The following is a 17,694-nucleotide window of genomic DNA, read 5'->3' as shown; positions in this document are numbered from 1 at the left end:
AAATTTCCATCCACTCCGAGGGGGATCGACTTCACATGCGCCCAATTTCTTATGCATTTTTGACGTCTGCTTCCTTCGCAGCGCTTGCGATAGCAGCGCCTGCGAATGCGCAGACCTCCACGCCGCCGGCATCCGGCAGCGACCCGTGCGCGGCTCCTGCTGACCAGCGGGATCCGAGCGCCAATTGTCCTGCGGCTGAGACGGCTGCAGGCGAGGCTATTGCACAAGGTGCGACCACCACGGGTGCCGATTCAGGCATCGTCGTCGTCGGTTCGCGCATCCGTCGCAACAATTTCAACGGGGTCGACCCCGTCACTGTCATCAACCGCGACGCCGCGGTCGATGCCGGCTTCAATTCGACCGCTGAAGTGCTTCAGAGCGTCGGCGTCACGGGCGGCACCGGCCAGATCAACGATACCTTCGGTGGTTTCGTCGTTGAGGGCGGTCCGGGCGTGAACACGCTGTCGCTGCGCGGCCTTGGTACGACCCGCACCCTGATCCTGCTCAACGGCCGCCGTATTGCTCCTGCCGGTACCCGCGGCCAGGTGGGTGCTGCCGACTTGAACGTTCTGCCGACCTCGATCCTCGACCGGATCGAAGTGCTGAACACCGGCGCGTCGTCGATTTACGGTTCGGACGCCGTCGCCGGCGTCGTCAACATCGTGACGCTCAGCAAGTTCAACGGCCTTGCCATCGAAGCTGACATCACGGCTCCGGAAGTCGGTGCTGGCGCGTCGCAGCGTTACTCGATCACCGCCGGCACGTCGGGCGAGCGTTTCTCGATCCTCGGCTCGATCGAAGTGTTCGACCGCAACCGCATCACCCAGGGCGACCTGCCCTGGACCCGTTGCCCGCAGCAGCGCCGCCTGAGCCCGCTGGGCGTTAACGACACGAACAAGTGCTGGCCGCTTGAAGAAGGCGGCGTCACGGTCAACACGATCGGCACCGGCTTCTACTTCATTAACAATCCGGGCACCGACGTGGCGCCCGGCTTCGAGCCCAATCCTCCGGGCTACTATCTCTATTGTAACCGTTGGCGGCCGAATGCCGCGAACACCGCTGGAACCCTGCCGGGGTTCGAGTGCGTCGGCGGCCTGATCTACAACCCGACGACGGGTGGCGGTTTCGGCAGCAGCCTCGCGGTTCGCGATACTTTCGCTCCGTCGATGCTGAAGCAGGACGTCATCTCGCCGACCCGCAACTACACGGGCTATCTCTCGGCGACCTACGACACCGGCTTCTTCGGTGACGGCCAGCTCTATTCGGAACTGCTGATCACCCGCCGCAAGTCGCAGCAGAATGGCCAGCGCCAGTTCACTCTCGACTATGCCCCGAACAGCCCGTTGCTGCTCGCAGCCAATGGCGGTCTGTTCACAACTCAGCCGCGCCGGGTGAACTCTGCCATCGGCATTCGTACCTTTGCCGACTACGGCATCTACGACAGCAGCCAGACGCAGGACTTCGTGAAGTTCTCGGTTGGTTTCCGTGGCGACCTGCCGTTCCTGCCGACGTGGCGTTACGACTTCTACGCCAACAAGAGCTGGGCCGACGGCACCTACAGCTTCGAGCAGATCCTTGCGGATCGCCTTGCCCAGAGCTTGAACGTTCGCTTGGTCAACGCAGCTGGCACGCCGATCACGACGCCGGGTGCAACGATCGCCAACACGCCGGGCGCGCGTTTTGCCTGCGTGGTTACGATCGGCAACTGCGTTCCAGCTCCGGCGATCAGCAATGCGATCATCGGCGGCCAGGCTCGCACGGCGGCAGCAGCATGGTTCGACTACGTCACCGACGACGTGGTGGGCCATACGTCGTTCCGTGAGACGACCTTCAACGCGACGTTCGACGGACCGCTGTTCCGCCTGCCGGGCGGTGACGCTCAGGCTGTGGTCGGCTTCGAGTATCGCAAGTCGAGCATCAACGACGTCCCGTCGTCCGATGCGCAGCGCAACAACCTGTACAACTTCACCTCGGCGCCGATCACCAAGGGCTCCGACAGTGTCTGGGAAGCATTTACCGAGCTTGAGTTCCCCGTCCTCCGCAACGTTCCGTTTGCTGACGAGCTGACCTTCAACGCTTCGGGCCGCTTTACCCACTATGAATCGTACGGGTCGGACACGACGTACAAGATCGGCGGCAAGTGGGCTCCAACCCGCTGGCTGGCGTTCCGCGGCAGCTACGGCACCTCGTATCGTGCTCCGGCGCTGTACGAACAGTTCCTGGGTTCGACGACGGGCTTCCTGTCGGCTCAGAGCACCGATCCGTGCACCAGCCTCTTCAACGTCACCAACCAGACGATCGTCGCCAACTGCCTTGCCGATGGGTTGCCCAACAACTTCATCAACAACGGCAGCACGACGGTCATCCAACAGGGCGGCGCGGCTGCGGGTCTTGAGGCGGAGACGTCGAAGAACCTGACCTTCGGGACGGTGATCCAGCCGACCTTCGGTCCGGCCTTCGGTAACCTGTCGCTCGCCATCGATTACTTCCGCATCGAGGTGAACAACGGCGTGTCGCAGCTTGGCGCGGGTGCTCTCGCCCGTGGTTGCTACGACGGAACGCGGCCTGAGTATTGCCAGTTCGTCGTCCGCGCGCCGTACACCGGCTCGGGTACCGGCCAGCTGACGATCACCCAGTCGTACATCAACGTCGCGACGGACATGGTGAAGGGTATCGATTTCACCCTCCGCTACGACCGCGAGCTGGGCCCGGGCAAGCTCGACCTCGGCATCAATGCGGTTCGGGTTATCGACCGCGTCAACCAGAACGATCCGAACTTTGCGGCAACGCACTTCGAAGGTTCGATCGGTAATCCGAAGTGGGCCGGCACCGGTCACGTCGGATACGACTGGGGTCCGTGGTACGCTCGCTGGGGTGTCGAGTTCATCGGCAAGAGCAGCGATAACTTCCTGGTCGACCCGGCGGATTACCCGTCGAACGTCTACGACTTCTCGGTCAAGGACTACTGGCTGCACACGTTTGCCCTGCGTTATGAGCCGAGCAACCGCTACAGCCTGACGGCCGGTGTTCGGAACGTCTTCGACAAGAAGCCGCCGAAGATCACTGCCGAGGATCCGTTCGTGAACACCATTTCGAACATCCCGCTGCAGTCCGGATGGGACTTCCGTGGCCGGACGTTCTTCATCAACGCACAGGCGAAGATCTTCTAAGGTCAAACCTGATCAACAACTCGACGGGCGGGAGAAATCCCGCCCGTTTTTTTTGTCCGGACCTCGTCGGCTGAGCCCCCGAGCTTTCTTTCCTTTGCAACTGCGCGCCAGCGACTAAAGTCGGGCTTCTTCGGAAGTCTGGGGACTGATGGGCGAGATCGGGGGTTCGGGATGGCTGGTGCTGTTTATCGCGGGGCTCTGGCTCGCGATTGCGGCGGCCGTTCTGGTCATTGCCGCCCGCCGAATCCGGGAAGCGAGGTCGGTAATCGCCGCCGCCCGGTCGATGGCGTCCTTGCTAGAAGTGTCGCCTGCGAGGCCGCTCATCGCGCGGCCCGACGGCACGGTCGAAATGGACTCGAGGCTCGTCCGGGAACTTGGCCTAAAGGGACCAGTCCGGACATGGTCCGATCTTGGCGGAGAAAAATTCGGGCTCGATCTCGCCGCCCTCGATGAAATCCAGCAGGCTGTTCGCTCGGCATCGCTCTCAGGCGGGGGCGTCGAACTCCAGGCCAAGGTGGCGGGTTCGGATCGAGTGCTCGAAATCCGGGGGCGCCAGCCCCTGCGCCCGAACCTGCCGGAACAATGCTGCTCTGGCTTTCGGACACGAGCACGGCGGAAGCGGAGCGGTCCAAACTCGATCTGCGAATCCATCAGACAGAGTCGGCGCTGGATTCGCTTACACACCTTATCGAAGCGGCACCGTTCCCAATGTGGTATCGGGGACCAGATCTTCGACTGGGACTGGTCAATCGCGCCTTCGTCGAGGCCGTCGAGGCCAAGGATGCTGGCGACGTCATTGCACGCTCGATCGAACTGATCGACGCTCCCGGCTCGGACAGCGCGCGTGCCTCCGCGCAAGCGGCGATCGAATCCGGCAAGTTTCATTACCGCATGCAGCCCGCGACGATCCGGGGGGAACGCCGCATGATGCGGATCGTCAATGTTCCGCTTCCGACCGGCGCTGTCGCCGGCTTCGCAATCGACGTTCAGGACCTGGAGGACGCGCGGGCCGAGCTTGCCCGCCACGTCCAGTCGCAACGGGATCTTGCGGACCGAATGACGGCGGGCACCGTGCAGTTCGACGGCGACCGCAACGTCAGCTTCTTCAATCAGCCGTTTGCCGTAATGGCCCAGCTCGATCCAGAATGGCTGGCAGAGAGCCCAGAGTTCGACCGCGTGCTGGAACGCATGCGCGAACGCAATCGAGTCCCCGAAGTCCGCGATTTTCCGGTATGGAAGGCCGAACGTCGGGAATGGTTTACCAGCCCGCAGGAAGTCATCGAGGAAGACTGGATTCTTCCCGACGGCGACCATCTCCGCATTGTCGCGCAACCGCTGCCTGATGGCGGTCTTCGGATGTTCTTTGAGGATCGGACCGAGCAGGTGCGACTTGCGTCCGCTCGCGACACCTTGCTGCGGGTTCGTGCCGCGACGTTCGACAACCTGTTCGAAGCGATCAGCGTGTTCGCCAGCGATGGACGGCTATACCTGTGGAACAAGAGGTTCCAGGACGTCTGGGACCTGGAGGAGGAACGCCTTACCGAGCACCCGCGTGTCGATGAGCTCGTGCCGGCGATGGCCCGCAAGCTCGTCAATCCCACGGCGGCGGCGCAGATCCGTGAAATGGTGCGGCACACCACCAACGAGAGGCAACCCGCGAGCGGTCATATCTCGCTGACCGATGGCCGGCATTTCGAGTTCGCTGCCGTGCCGCTGCCTGATGGCAACGCGCTCTTTACGATGGTCGACGTCACGGACTCGACGCGGATTCAGGAAGCCTTGCGAGAACGCGCGACCGCGCTCGAGCAAGCGGACCGGGTCAAAACGGACTTCGTGGCCAACGTCAGCTATGAATTGCGGACGCCTCTCACGTCCATCGGCGGTTTCGCGGAGATGTTGGCTGGCGGATACGCCGGGAAACTTGCACCTGCAGCCGCGGATTATGTGAGTGCGATCCTGGAGGCTGTTGATCGGCTGTCGAAGCTGATCGACGACGTGCTTGCGCTGACCCAGGGCGACGTCAGCGGAATCGCACTCGAAAAGGAGCGCGTGGACCTCGGTGGCCTGTGCCGGATGGCGGTCGAGACGGTGCAGGCCCGCGCAAAGGAGAAAGAGCAGAAGCTCGAGGTCGACGTCGCGCCGACCACGGGCTTCGTCTTCGGGGATGTGAGGCGCCTTCGAGAGTCGATCGAGCATGTCCTCAACAACGCCATTGCCTACACCGATCGAAAGGGACGGGTGCGGCTGGAGGCTACGGGTGACGAAGCGAACGCCGTCATTCGGGTTGTCGACAACGGCATCGGCATTTCGAAGCAGGACTTGCCGCGTGTCTTCGAGCGGTTCGACCGGATCAACGAAACCGGCGTCAGGGGTGAGGCGGCACTTGGACTTGGACTGCCCCTGACCCGTCAGTTCCTCGAGGCGCACGGCGGTGCAGTCGAATTGGACTCCAAGAAAGGTAAGGGTACCACCGTCACGCTGACGATACCCCGCGGCTCCCGATGATCCTGCCCGATGAGAGCGAAACACGGGCGTTCGGGCAGCGGCTGGCAGCACTTCTGCGACCAGGAGACGTCGTTACGCTCAGGGGCCCTTGGGCGTCGGCAAGACTGCCTTGGCCCGCGCGATCCTCCAAGCTTTGGGGCATGAGGGCGATGTGCCGAGTCCCAGCTTCGCGATCGTCCAGCCATATGAGGATCTCTCGCCGCCGGTCTGGCACGTCGATCTGTTCAGGATAGAGGATCATGGAGAATTGGAAGAACTCGGCCTCGACGCGGCCGCGGACGGTGTGCTTCTGGTCGAATGGCCGGAAAAGGCAGGTACCGGGCTCTGGCCGCAAGCGCTTGCTTTGACCCTGGATTTTGCCGCGGACGGCGCGCGGAGCTTGACAGCGAACGTGCCGTCTTCATGGCAAGGGCGATGGCCTCCACCATGATTCCGCCGCCTCACGCGCCCCAATTCCTCGCTTCGTGCGGTTGGGAAGGTGCGGAAATCCGGCCGCTGGCAGGCGATGCGTCCTTCCGTCGCTATTTCCGCGTGCAGCTCGGCGACCGGAGCGCGGTCTTGATGGATGCGCCGCCCCAACATGAGGACGTTCGTCCCTTCGTCGCCGTAGCGGAATGGCTGACGAGGACCGGACTGACGGCGCCGGAAATCCTCGCGCGGGACGTCAGCGGCGGGTTGCTGCTCCTTAACGACTTTGGCGACGAGCGCCTCCGCGAATGTCTCGACAGCGATCCTTCGCGAGAAAGAGAACTCTACGAGATGGCGACGGACGTGCTGGTTCATCTGCACGGGCATCCGCCAATGCCGGGGCTTCCGCCGCACGGCTTGCAGCAATGGCTCGAAGAACTGAAGCTGTTCACCGAATGGTATTGCCCCGCCGTCGGCCTCACGGTGGACGAACTTGCGTATTGCTCCGCCTGGACGGAGGTTCTTGAGCCCATCGCGAACGACGGTCTTGGGCCCGTCACGGTCCTGCGCGACTATCACGCCGAAAATGTCATGCTGGTCCAGGGCCGCGAGGGAGTGAAGCATTTCGGACTTCTCGATTTCCAGGACGCGCTGGCCGGTCACCCGGCATACGACCTCGCATCCGTTCTGGAAGACGCGCGGCGCGATGTGCCGCCTGCGATCGAGCGCGCAATGCTCGATCGCTACGTGACCGCGACAAGCCAGGACGAGCGATTTGCGCGCGCTTATTGGGGCCTCGCCGCTCAGCGCAACACGCGGATCCTTGGCGTATTCACTCGCCTGTGGAAACGCGACAACAAGCCGCACTACACGCATTTCCAGCCGCGCATGTGGGGATTGCTGGAGCGCGATCTTGCCCAGACAGGGCTGGAGCCGGTCCGTCGCTGGTTCGACGAAAACGTCGGCCCGGAGTTTCGCCTCGCCCCGTGGAAGGAGGCGGCGTGACCGCTGCTCGCCGCGCGCTGAGGCTTCGTGCCGAAGTCTCGGCGGATGTGCCGAAGACGGCGATGGTTATGGCAGCCGGACTGGGCAAGCGCATGCGGCCGCTAACCGCGACCCGTCCAAAGCCGCTCGTCGAAGTTGCCGGCAAGCCTCTGATCGACCACGTCCTCGACCGGCTGCGCACCGCCGGAGTCGAGAATATCGTCGTCAACGTGCACTACCTCCCCGGTTCGGTCGAGGCCCACCTTGCAGCGAAGGCCGGCGGGCTCAACGTCACCATCTCCGACGAGCGCGAGCAATTGCTCGAAACGGGCGGCGGGTTGGTCAAGGCTGCACCCCTGATCCACGACGATCCGTTCCTGGTGGTGAATAGCGATAACCTCTGGATCGACGGTCCCGCCGATACGCTGAAGCTGCTGGCCTCGCATTGGGACAGCTCACGAATGGATGCTCTCCTGCTGCTCGTGCCGCACGCCCGGGCGCAGAATCATCGCGGGCTCGGCGACTTTCACATGGACCGGGCAGGCCGCCTGAGAAGGCGTGAGAAGGCGCGCATCGCACCATTCGTCTTCACCGGTATCCAGATCGTGTCCAAGGCTTTGCTGAGAGATGCGCCTGAGGGTGCATTCTCAACCAATGTCTTCTGGGACCGGGCGATCGAGGAAGGCCGCTGCTTCGGCGCAGTCCACCAGGGGCTGTGGTTCGATGTCGGGACGCCGAAGTCCATCGTCGAGACCGAAGCCTTCCTGCAGAATGGCTGAGGGGCACGGCGGCCAACCGGCCGTCTTCACGATCCCCACGCACCGGTCCTTTTCGGATTCCCTCGTCGCGGGCCTGATCGCGAGATTCGGGGCCGACCCCCTGGCGCTGGCGTCCGGACGGATCCTGCTGCCGAACAATCGTGCGGTCAGAACGGTCACGGACGCGTTCGTTCGCGCGAGCGGGTCGGGGCTGCTGCTGCCGCGCCTGATCCCGGTCGGCGATCCGGAGCTTGACGACCGCATCGGTGGTGCGCTCGATCCGGCAGACGATGACGACCCCATCCCGCCGGCGATCGATCCGCTCGAACGGCTGATGCTCCTGGCGGAGATGGTCCGTGGACCGGGAGAATCATCGGCCGAGGCCCTGCGTCTGGCACAGGAACTGGCGCGGACGATCGATGCCCTGGAGATCGAGGAGATTGAGCCGAGCCGGTTGACGGACGCTGCGGCCGATGCACCGGACCTTGCGCACCATTGGCAGAAGGCGCTGGAGCGGTTTCGCGCCGTTCTCGATCGCTGGCCATCGCTCCTCGCCGAGCGGGGTCGCATCGATCTTACCGATCGCCGCAATCGGCTTCTGCGGCGGACAGCGCAGCGGTGGTCCGAGAGACCGCCGAGTGGATTCACGGTTGCCGCGGGAATCACCACCTCGGCTTCGGCAATTGCCGACCTGCTGGGCGGGTCGCACGAATGCCGAACGGACTCGTCGTGGTCCCCGGCCTGAGCCTGCTCAAGGCGATGCCGGACGCGGAATGGGACGCGCTTGGCCCCGACGACCGCGGTCGCAGCGAGGAAACCCACCCTCAATACCATCTGAAGCTGCTCCTCGACCGGATTGGCGTGGCAAGGGGCGAGGTCCAGCTCTGGCCGTCATCCGGGCGATCTGCGTCGCCTGCAGTCCGAAGCCGCGCGATTGCGAACGGGATGACTGGCGCAGATTTCAGCGACAAGTGGAACGCGCTGAGGCCGCCCGAGCGGCGGCTGACCGGCATCCGGGCCGTCGAGCTTTCCGATCCCGCGGCCGAAGCGCAGGCCATCGCTCTCGCGATCCGTGAGGCGCTCGAGACGCCGGGACGAACGGCCGCTCTCGTCACGCCCGATCGGCTGCTCGCCCAGCGTGTTTCCGCATTGCTCGGGCGTTGGGGAATCGAGGCGGACGATAGCGCCGGCCGGGCTCTGTCCCAATTGCCGACCGGCACTTTGCTGCTGGCGATCGCCTCTGCAGCGGCGGAAGATCTGGCACCGGTTCCCTTGCTCGCGCTTCTGAAGCACCCGCTCGTCGGGAGGGAGGGCGAGGAGCGGCGCCGGTGGATGGATGACGTTCGCTTGCTCGACGAGGCGCTGCGTGGGCCCCGACCCGCCGGTGGACTTGAAGGCATCGACGCACATGTCGCCGAGCACGCAATTCGTGACCGTGCCTGGAAGCGCCTTCGCCCGCGCCTCTCCACCCTCGCTGCCGTGCGGGACGCTCAGTCGCTGTCCGGTCTCGCAAGGGCGGCATCGGCCGCAGCCAGCGAACTGTCAGGCGAGAGGATCTGGTCGGGTGTCGCGGGTCGAGGAGCTGCGGACCTGCTCGCGGAGCTTCAGGCGCTCGACCGATCCGATCTGCCATTAGGGCCGAGCGACAGCGGTCCGATCCTGCGGCAGTTCCTGGATGGGGTGCGCGTCCGTCCGCCTTACGGCGGGCATCCTCGCGTGTTCATCTGGGCCTTCTCGAAGCGAGATTGCAGCAAGCCGATCTGATGATCCTGGGCGGGCTGAACGAGGGGGTATGGCCCGCCTTACCAGCTCCCGATCCCTGGCTGGCGCCGAAGATCCGGGCGAACCTTGGTCTCCCTGGTCTCGAATTCCGGATCGGCCTTTCGGCGCATGACTTCGCCAGTGCTCTTGGGGCGCCGCAAGTGCTGATCACGCGCGCGCGCCGCGACAGCCGATCACCGACGGTCGCTTCGCGGCTGTGGCTGCGGCTGCAAGCGATGACGGGTGGGCTGGCGCACGATACCAGGCTGGAGCGGCTTTCGGTGGCACTTGACGATCCCGGTCGTCCGATGCCCGCCGATCGCCCGGCACCGAAGCCCGACAGGTCGCTTCGTCCATCCAGGATTTCGGTGACCTCGGTCGATCGCCTGAAGGCCGACCCGTTTGCCTTCTATGCGCAGGCGATCCTGGGTCTGCGCCGAATGGACCCGGTCGACGCGGAGCACAGCGCGGCCTGGAAAGGAACGGCCGTTCATGAGGTCTTCGAAACCTGGCTGAAGGAGGACAATTGCGATCCTGAGCGGCTGGTCTGGCGCGCTCGCGAACTCCTTCGCAGCGAGACGATCCATCCGATGCTCCGTGCACTCTGGCAGCCGCGACTGATGGAGGCGATCCGCTGGATCGAGGGGCAGGAGGTCGAGAACCAGGCCAAGGGACGCCGACCCCTCGCGGGTGAGAAGAAGGGCGAAGCGACGATCGAGGGTGTCGTGCTTCACGGCAAGGCCGACCGCATAGACCGGCTTGAAAGCGGCGGCATTGCGATCGTCGACTACAAGACCGGCAAGGCCCCGTCGCAGCGAGCGGTCGACGAGGGCTTCGCGCTGCAATTGGGCCTGCTCGGGCTCATCGCGGAGGCCGGCGGGTTCGATGGTATCTCGGGCAAATCGAGCACCCACGAATACTGGTCGCTCAGCAAGTATCGCGACCAGTTCGGGAAGTGCGTTCGGCCCGACAAGTCGATGGGCGCTGAGGAATTCCTCGACCATGCGCTTCGGAACTTCAGCGAAGCCGCCCGCAAGTGGCTGACGGGCGACGAGCCCTTCATTGCGAAACTGAACCCGAGCTACGCGCCCTATGGCGACTATGACCAGCTCATGCGACTGGAAGAATGGTACGGCCGCAAGTGAGGTTAACGGCGCGGCTTCTTCTTCACCTTGGACGCGTAGAGCAAGGCTGCGACGATCGCGGCCGAGCCGATCCCGACCGCCACACCGGCCTTCACGAGCTTCGTCCGGCGCTGCTCGCTGGCTTCGTCGCTGTCTTCGTTGTCGGCCATTTCGAACCTCTGAATGCTTACGATCGCCCCAACTTTATGAGTGCTGCGAAGACAATGGAAGCGCTCGCCTGATGGGGCGCCGGTTCAAGCCTTTGCCGTCCCTCCAGGGTGCTCAGGCCGCTGCGGTTGATCCCAACGTACATGCCGCGGTGTCGGCGTCGGCGGGATCGGGCAAGACTCAGGTCCTGACTGGCCGCGTCCTCAGCCTGCTGCTGAATGGCGCCGATCCCGAGACGATCCTTTGCCTGACTTTCACGAAAGCCGGCGCGGCGGAGATGGCGAACCGCATCGGGGCGCGCCTGGCCGCCTGGGTTCGGATGAAGGATGCGGAGCTTGGGCAGGACCTGATGGCCCTTCGCGCCGACCCCGGTCCGAATAGCCGTGAACGCGCTCGTAGGCTGTTCGCCAAGGTCCTGGAAGCGCCTGGAGGCCTTCGTATCCAGACCATCCACAGCTTCGCGCAGGCTCTGCTTGCGGCTTTCCCCGCGGAGGCGGGATCACCCCCGGCTTTGCGCCGATCGAGGGCAGGGCGGAGCAGGAGCTGGCCCGCACGACACTGGCCAACCTTCTGGCGGACGCTGAAGCCAAGGGCGACGAACGGCTGATCGGGGACGTGCAATGCCTGAGCCTTCGCCTCGGCGAGGAAGGCGCGGTCCGGTACTTGATGCTTTGTGCGCACGCTGCGGATGCAATGGCGAAGCTCGGCGCACCGGATTCGATCGAGCCGTTCATTCGCGGCACAATGGGATTGCCCGATGCCTCGGTCGACGATTTCTTCGCTCATCATCTCGGCGACGACCGCATCGATCGCGATCTGTTGCGCGCCATCGCCGACGCAAACCGGCGCTGGGAGCGTCGACCGGGCTTGGCCATGCGGACGTCATCGAGCGCTGGCTTTCCCTGACGCCGATCGAACGTGCCGCCTCGCTCACCGAGATCAGGAAAGTCGTCCTCACCGACAAGGACACGCTGAAGGTCTCGCCGGGACAGACGAAGGCTGAGCCCAATTACGAAGAGCATGCCGGTCGGCTTGCCAACCTCGTCAGCGAGTTGCTCGCCGTCCAGAACGGCGTTCGCCTGGCGGCCGACATGGCGGCGGGGCTCCGGGCGGGCAGGCCTTCGCCATCGCCTATTCCGCGGCGAAGCGGAGCGCAGGTGTTGCCGACTTCAACGACCTGATCGCCTGGACCCGCGCGCTTCTGGCTACGCCGGGATGAGTGAGTGGGTGCGCTACAAGCTTGATCGCCGCACCGACCATATTCTCGTCGACGAAAGCCAGGACACCAACCGCGAGCAGTGGGAGATCGTGCAGGCGCTTGCGGGTGAGTTCTTCGCCGGCTCGGGCGCTCGCGAGGACCGCAATCGCACCCTCTTCATGGTCGGCGACTTCAAGCAGGCGATTTTCGGTTTCCAGGGCACCGACCCGAACGAGTTCCGCCGCGCTCGCGAATGGGTCCGCAAGCAATCGTCCAGCGCCCGCTTCGCCTCCGGCATGCTGTTTGCCGACGATGACGATGAGGCAGCCGCGCTGGAATTCCGCGATCTATCGATCGAGGCCAGCTATCGCTCCGCGCCTGCCGTGCTTGACGTCGTCGATGCGGTGATCGCCGACGTTGGATACGAACGAATGGGCCTCCCGGAGCGGCCAAACCAACATCAGGCACACTTCGACCGCAGGCCCGGGATTGTCGAACTCTGGACGCCCTTCTCCGTCGAGGACGGTGTGGAGGAGGAAGAGGGCGAGGAAGGCTGGCTAGGCGAGGATGCCCGCCGTTACGCCAGTGCCCTTGCCCGGCAGGTTCGCAGCTGGATCGATGAGGGCCCGTGCTGGCGTCGACCAAGCGGCCGCTCAGCGCGGGAGACGTCCTGATCCTCGTGAGAAGCCGAGGCGAGCTGGCGTCGCTCATCGTGGCGCGCCTGTTCGAGGAGGGCGTGCCGGTGGCGGGTATCGACCGCCTGCACCTTCAGGAGCCACTGGCGGTCAAGGACTTGCTGGCGACGATTGCATTCGCCGCGCAACCGCTCGACGATCTCAACCTCGCCAACCTGTTGGTCTCGCCGCTGCTTGGCTGGAGCCAGGAACTGCTTCTCGAGCTAGCGCACGGCCGCGACCGCATTTCGCTCTGGCAGCGCCTGGGGAACGCGCGGATACCCGGCCCGAGTTCAGGAAAACGAGGACGAGCTTGGCCAGCTTCTGGCGATGGCCGATTTCACGACACCGCACCGCTTCCTGGAGACGATCCTCAGCGGCCGATGGACGGGCGAAGGAAGCTTTACGGTCGGCTCGGGTTGGCCGCGCGGGATCCGATCGACGAGCTGCTGACGAGCGCACTCGATTTCGAGCAGCAGGAGATTGCGTCGCTCGACCGCTTTCTGGACTGGTTTTCGCGTGGGGAGGTGGAGATCAAGCGTGACCCTTCGGCGCCGACCAACGCGGCGCGGGTGATGACGGTGCACGGCGCGAAGGGGCTGGAAGCTCCGGTGGTCATTCTCGCCGACGCAACGGCCGATCCGGCGCGCCTGGGCGGCGTTCAGCGTACTCTGGATTTCCCGATAACAGGAGTGGGGAAGTCCCGCTTATCCGCCCGCGCAAGGCGGAGCGTGTCTCTCCCTTCAGCGAACTCATCGCAGTCGAGGAAGCTCGGGACCTTCAAGAGCATTGGCGGCTCCTTTACGTCGGCCTGACTCGCGCCGAGGAGCGGCTGGTCATCGCCGGGATCAAGCCGAAAACGAAGGACGGCGTCAGGCCTGAGAACTGCTGGCACAGCAGCGTCGAGCGGGCGCTGGTCTCGCTTGGGGCCGAACCCGTGGTCGAAGAGCCATGGGGCAGGTCCTGCGTTACAGCGGCTCAGTTCCTGTCAGTGCAGTCAAACCGAAAGCGGACGCCGCGGCACTTCCGAACCCGCCGATTCCCGCTTGGGCCACAGCCCCGGCGCCTCCGGAGTCCCGCCCTCCGCGGCCGCTCGCTCCGTCCGCGATCGCCGAAGACCGGGAGGCCTTGCCGCCGCCGAGTGAAACGATGCGCGCCGCCGCCGAGCGGGAACGTTGATCCACCAACTTCTCGAACGGTTGGCTGATGTGGATCCGAAGCACCGGCACGCGACTGCGCTGCGCTGGCTTGAGCGCTCCGCGGGCGTCACCGAGGAGGGGAGGCGGACGGAGATTGCGGATACCGTTTGCGAAGTGTTGTCGGATGTGCGGTTCGCCGCCCTGTTCGGAGACGGCTCTCTCGCTGAAGCACCTCTCGCCGCGACACTGCCGGACGGCACGGTCGTTGCCGGAACCGTGGATCGGCTGTTGGTTGAGAAGGATCGCGTCTCGGTCATCGACTTCAAGACTGGCCAGGTGCCAGCATCGGAAGGCGAAATACCCGGTCCGCACCAGTCCCAGATGAAGGCCTACACCGGCGCATTGCGGGTCATCTTCCCGGGCGGGAGGTTCGCGCGGCGCTACTTTACACCAGCGGACCGGCGCTGTTCCAATTGCAGTGTTGAGACTGCCGACCACACTCCCCATATGTGCGTTAACTTTTGTCACGGAGACATTTCGAAATGGCCACCAAGTCCGTCACCGACCAGAGCTTCCAGGATGATGTCTTGGGTGCTTCGGGTCCCGTTCTCGTCGATTTTTGGGCAGAGTGGTGCGGTCCGTGCCGGATGATCGCTCCCGCGCTTGAGGAAATCTCGAACGAGCTGGGCGAGAAGGTTTCCGTCGTGAAGATCAACATCGACGAAAACCCTGAGACCCCGGGCCGCTACGGCGTGCGCGGCATCCCGACCATGCTACTGTTCAAGGGCGGACAGCCGGTCGCGCAGAAGGTCGGCGCCGCTCCTCGCAGCCAGATCCAGCAGTGGCTGGAGAGCAACCTGGATTCCCAGTCGAGCGCACAGGCGTAACGAATCGAAATCCTGCGGCCGGACCGGTGGCTTTTACGGCCTCCGGTCCCGCTCGCTGTTAAACCCTCGTTTCATTGACTAGAGCTAGGGGCTGCCTACATCGCCCGCCACAATTTGCCGGCTGTTGTGGGGCAGTCGTTCAGGCCGTCTAAGCGCCCGGCACGTAAAGGATTTCCATGATCGCCGCACTGGCCAAGAGCATCTTCGGATCGTCTAACGATCGCTATGTCCGAAGCCTTGGGAAATATGTCGACGCCGTAAGTGGGTTCGAGCCGGCCATTTCGGCCATGACCGACGAGGAGCTTCGCGGCCAGACCGACATCTTCCGTCGCCGCCTGGAAGGCGGAGCCAAGCTCGACGATCTCCTTCCGGAAGCCTTTGCGACCGTTCGCGAAGCCGCGCGGCGCACGCTTGGCCAGCGCCACTACGACGTCCAGATGATTGGCGGTATCGCGCTTCACCGCGGCGAGATCGCCGAGATGAAGACCGGCGAAGGCAAGACGCTCGTCGCGACGCTCGCCGTCTACCTCAACGCTCTGCCGGGAAGGGCGTTCACGTCGTCACCGTCAACGACTATCTCGCCCGCCGCGACGCGGAGTGGATGGGGCAGATCTACCGCTTCCTCGGCCTGACTGTCGGCGTGATCGTCCCGAACCTTAGCGACGAGGAGCGGCGCGAGGCCTACAACAGCGACATCACCTACGCGACCAACAACGAACTCGGCTTCGACTATTTGCGCGACAATATGAAGTACTCGCGCGAGCAGATGGTCCAGCGGCCATTCAACTTCGCGATTGTCGACGAGGTCGACTCGATCCTCATCGACGAAGCGCGCACGCCGCTGATCATTTCGGGTCCCACGGATGACAAGTCTGAGCTCTATGTCTCCGTCGACAAGATCGTGAAAAGCTTCGTTCCCGAGGATTACGAGAAGGACGAGAAGCAGAAGACGGTCGTCCTCACTGAAGAGGGTACGGAAAAGGCCGAGCGGATGCTCGAGGAAGCGGGCCTGATCGAAGGTCGCAACCTCTATGACATCGCCAACACGCAAGTCGTCCACCACCTGAACCAGGCGCTCAAGGCGATCGTCATGTTCAAGCGGGACATCGACTACATCGTGAAGGACGGGAAGGTCGTCATCATCGACGAGTTTACCGGACGCATGATGGACGGACGCCGCTGGTCCGATGGTCTTCACCAGGCTGTCGAAGCCAAGGAAGGCGTCACGATCGAGGCCGAGAACCAGACCCTCGCATCGATTACCTTCCAGAATTACTTCCGCATGTATCCGAAGCTGTCGGGCATGACGGGCACGGCGATGACCGAAGCCCCGGAATTCTTCGACATCTACCGGATGAACGTCGTATCGATTCCGACCAACGTGCCGGTGAAGCGCGTCGACGATGACGATGAGTTCTACAAGAACATCACCGACAAGTTTGCGGCCATCGCGAAGGAGATCAAGCACCGCCAGGAGCTTCGCCAGCCAGTGCTGGTCGGCACGGTCTCGATCGAGAAGTCGGAAATGCTATCCGAGTTCCTGCAGCGCGAGAATATCCAGCATTCGGTGCTCAACGCGCGCTTCCACGAGAGCGAAGCGCATATTGTCGCCCAGGCGGGCCGCCTGGGCGCAGTGACCATTGCCACGAACATGGCCGGCCGCGGCACCGACATTCAGCTTGGCGGCAACCTCGAGTTCCGGATGCAGGACGAATTTCCCGACCTCACGGAAGGGACGCCCGAATATGAGGCGCAGGCCGAAAAGATCCGCGCCGAGATTGCGATAGAGAAACAGCAGGCGCTGGATATCGGTGGCCTGTTCGTGCTCGGCACCGAGCGCCACGAGAGCCGGCGCATCGACAATCAGCTACGCGGGCGATCAGGCCGCCAGGGCGACCCCGGCCTCTCGCGTTTCTATCTGAGCCTCGACGACGACCTTCTGCGCATCTTCGGCCCGCAGACCATGTTCGCGCGCCTGATGAACAAGAACCTTGAGGATGGCGAAGCGATCGTCAGCCCGTGGATCTCCAAGGCGATCGAAACTGCGCAGAAGAAGGTCGAAGCGCGTAACTACGACATCCGCAAGCAGGTCGTCGAATTCGACGACGTGATGAACGACCAGCGCAAGGTCATTTACGAGCAGCGCGCAGACATCATGGACGCCGAAGACGTCAACGAAGTCGTTGTCGACATGCGCGCGGAAACGGCCGTTTCGCTGGTCACTGCGCACTGCCCTCCAGGCTCGTATCCAGAGCAATGGGATGTGGCCGGGCTTAGGGAAAGCGTGGACCTGATCTTCAATCTTCAGCCACCGCTCGAGGAGTGGCTTGAGGAAGAGGCCGTCGAACAGGAGACGATCGTCGAGCGTTTGCAGAAGCTCGCCGACGAGAAGATGGAATCGAAGCCTGCCGAACTCGGGCTTGAGCGCTGGAACAATTACGAAAAGAGCGTGCTCCTCCAGACGCTGGATCACCACTGGAAAGAGCATCTCGCAACGCTCGACGCCCTCCGCGCGGTCATCCATCTGCGCAGTTACGCGCAGAAGAAGCCGATCGATGAGTATAAGCAGGAGGCATTCCTGCTGTTCGAGCGCCTTCTGGTGTCCATCCGTGAGGAAGTCACTCGCGTGCTCATGAGGACGGAAATCAGGCTCGAGGATCCGCCGCCCATGGAGCTTCCGGACTTCATCACCCAGCACATCGATCCGCTGTCGGGTGAGGACGACACGGCCGACCGCGATGCAGGCTCAGTCCTTTCGAGCCTCGGCATTTCGTCGCTCAATATTCCGCAGCCGGAGCTCCCTGCGGGAGAGAACGGCGAAACCATGACCCCGCCGCTCAGCCGCAACTCGCTCTGCCCGTGCGGCTCGGGCAAGAAGTTCAAGCATTGTCACGGCCAGCTGGCCTGAGGGCAGCTGC

The 17,694-nt window shown here is 63.8% G+C and carries 14 protein-coding genes and 2 pseudogenes; 15 read left to right on the top strand and 1 reads right to left on the bottom strand.

The window, feature by feature from the left end:
• Positions 1 to 59 precede the first annotated feature (59 nt).
• The 8 genes and pseudogenes from H9L15_RS11090 to H9L15_RS19735 all read left to right on the top strand — a co-directional run bounded on the left by H9L15_RS11090 (position 60) and on the right by H9L15_RS19735 (position 10,731).
• Positions 60 to 3,170 carry a TonB-dependent receptor domain-containing protein gene (locus H9L15_RS11090; protein ID WP_187714116.1) on the top strand — a complete coding sequence of 1,037 codons (3,111 nt, stop codon included), beginning with the start codon at positions 60 to 62 and terminating at the stop codon, positions 3,168 to 3,170.
• 582 nt (positions 3,171 to 3,752) lie between these two features.
• A complete protein-coding gene (locus H9L15_RS11085) occupies positions 3,753 to 5,675 on the top strand; it encodes a sensor histidine kinase (RefSeq protein ID WP_187714115.1) in 1,923 nt (640 codons plus the stop codon).
• A pseudogene (gene tsaE / locus H9L15_RS11080) lies at positions 5,672 to 6,105 on the top strand (tRNA (adenosine(37)-N6)-threonylcarbamoyltransferase complex ATPase subunit type 1 TsaE). The gene H9L15_RS11085 and the pseudogene tsaE overlap by 4 nt, the downstream one beginning before the upstream one ends.
• The gene (locus tag H9L15_RS11075) at positions 6,090 to 7,088 is read left to right on the top strand and encodes an aminoglycoside phosphotransferase family protein (protein ID WP_223276175.1); all 999 of its coding nucleotides are present in this window, start codon (positions 6,090 to 6,092) and stop codon (positions 7,086 to 7,088) included. Before tsaE ends, H9L15_RS11075 begins: the two are co-directional and overlap by 16 nt.
• Positions 7,085 to 7,846, top strand: coding sequence for a nucleotidyltransferase family protein (locus H9L15_RS11070; RefSeq protein WP_395623948.1), 762 nt, complete (start codon positions 7,085 to 7,087; stop codon positions 7,844 to 7,846). Before H9L15_RS11075 ends, H9L15_RS11070 begins: the two co-directional genes overlap by 4 nt.
• On the top strand, positions 7,839 to 8,570 hold the full coding sequence (locus H9L15_RS19745; protein WP_317617502.1) for a PD-(D/E)XK nuclease family protein: 732 nt from the start codon (positions 7,839 to 7,841) through the stop codon (positions 8,568 to 8,570). Before H9L15_RS11070 ends, H9L15_RS19745 begins: the two co-directional genes overlap by 8 nt.
• Complete coding sequence (locus H9L15_RS19740) at positions 8,537 to 9,589, top strand: PD-(D/E)XK nuclease family protein (RefSeq protein WP_317617501.1); 1,053 nt, start codon at positions 8,537 to 8,539, stop codon at positions 9,587 to 9,589. Before H9L15_RS19745 ends, H9L15_RS19740 begins: the two co-directional genes overlap by 34 nt.
• Positions 9,571 to 10,731 (top strand): PD-(D/E)XK nuclease family protein, encoded by a 1,161-nt coding sequence (locus H9L15_RS19735; protein WP_317617500.1) that lies wholly within the window; start codon positions 9,571 to 9,573, stop codon positions 10,729 to 10,731. The genes H9L15_RS19740 and H9L15_RS19735 overlap by 19 nt, the downstream gene beginning before the upstream one ends.
• A gap of 2 nt (positions 10,732 to 10,733) precedes the next feature.
• On the opposite strand, the gene H9L15_RS11060 is transcribed toward H9L15_RS19735, so the two are convergent.
• Entirely contained in the window at positions 10,734 to 10,880 is a 147-nt protein-coding gene (locus tag H9L15_RS11060) for a hypothetical protein (protein WP_187714114.1), read from the bottom strand.
• 71 nt (positions 10,881 to 10,951) lie between these two features.
• Between H9L15_RS11060 and H9L15_RS17700 the strand changes: the two genes are divergently transcribed.
• The 7 genes and pseudogenes from H9L15_RS17700 (at position 10,952) to secA (ending at position 17,684) form a co-directional block, all read left to right on the top strand.
• A complete protein-coding gene (locus tag H9L15_RS17700; protein ID WP_223276174.1) occupies positions 10,952 to 11,485 on the top strand; it encodes a UvrD-helicase domain-containing protein in 534 nt (177 codons plus the stop codon).
• An 86-nt stretch (positions 11,486 to 11,571) separates the two neighbouring features.
• Positions 11,572 to 11,784, top strand: a complete 213-nt coding sequence (locus tag H9L15_RS17695) for a hypothetical protein (protein WP_223276173.1) — start codon at positions 11,572 to 11,574, stop codon at positions 11,782 to 11,784.
• A 321-nt stretch (positions 11,785 to 12,105) separates the two neighbouring features.
• Complete coding sequence (locus H9L15_RS17690) at positions 12,106 to 12,750, top strand: UvrD-helicase domain-containing protein (RefSeq protein ID WP_262984785.1); 645 nt, start codon at positions 12,106 to 12,108, stop codon at positions 12,748 to 12,750.
• Positions 12,705 to 13,565 carry a hypothetical protein gene (locus H9L15_RS17685; RefSeq protein ID WP_223276171.1) on the top strand — a complete coding sequence of 287 codons (861 nt, stop codon included), beginning with the start codon at positions 12,705 to 12,707 and terminating at the stop codon, positions 13,563 to 13,565. Before H9L15_RS17690 ends, H9L15_RS17685 begins: the two co-directional genes overlap by 46 nt.
• 360 nt (positions 13,566 to 13,925) lie before the next feature.
• Positions 13,926 to 14,540, top strand: coding sequence for a PD-(D/E)XK nuclease family protein (locus H9L15_RS17680; RefSeq protein ID WP_223276170.1), 615 nt, complete (start codon positions 13,926 to 13,928; stop codon positions 14,538 to 14,540).
• On the top strand, positions 14,432 to 14,776 hold the full coding sequence (gene trxA / locus H9L15_RS11050) for a thioredoxin (protein WP_187714113.1): 345 nt from the start codon (positions 14,432 to 14,434) through the stop codon (positions 14,774 to 14,776). Before H9L15_RS17680 ends, trxA begins: the two co-directional genes overlap by 109 nt.
• Positions 14,777 to 14,952: 176 nt before the next feature.
• Positions 14,953 to 17,684: pseudogene (secA, locus tag H9L15_RS11045) on the top strand (preprotein translocase subunit SecA).
• Positions 17,685 to 17,694 lie beyond the last annotated feature (10 nt).

The sequence above is a fragment of the Sphingomonas daechungensis genome, from assembly GCF_014489495.1.
GTDB classification, from domain to species: Bacteria; Pseudomonadota; Alphaproteobacteria; order Sphingomonadales; family Sphingomonadaceae; genus Sphingomicrobium; species Sphingomicrobium daechungense.
This window is presented reverse-complemented; position numbering and strand designations above follow the sequence as displayed.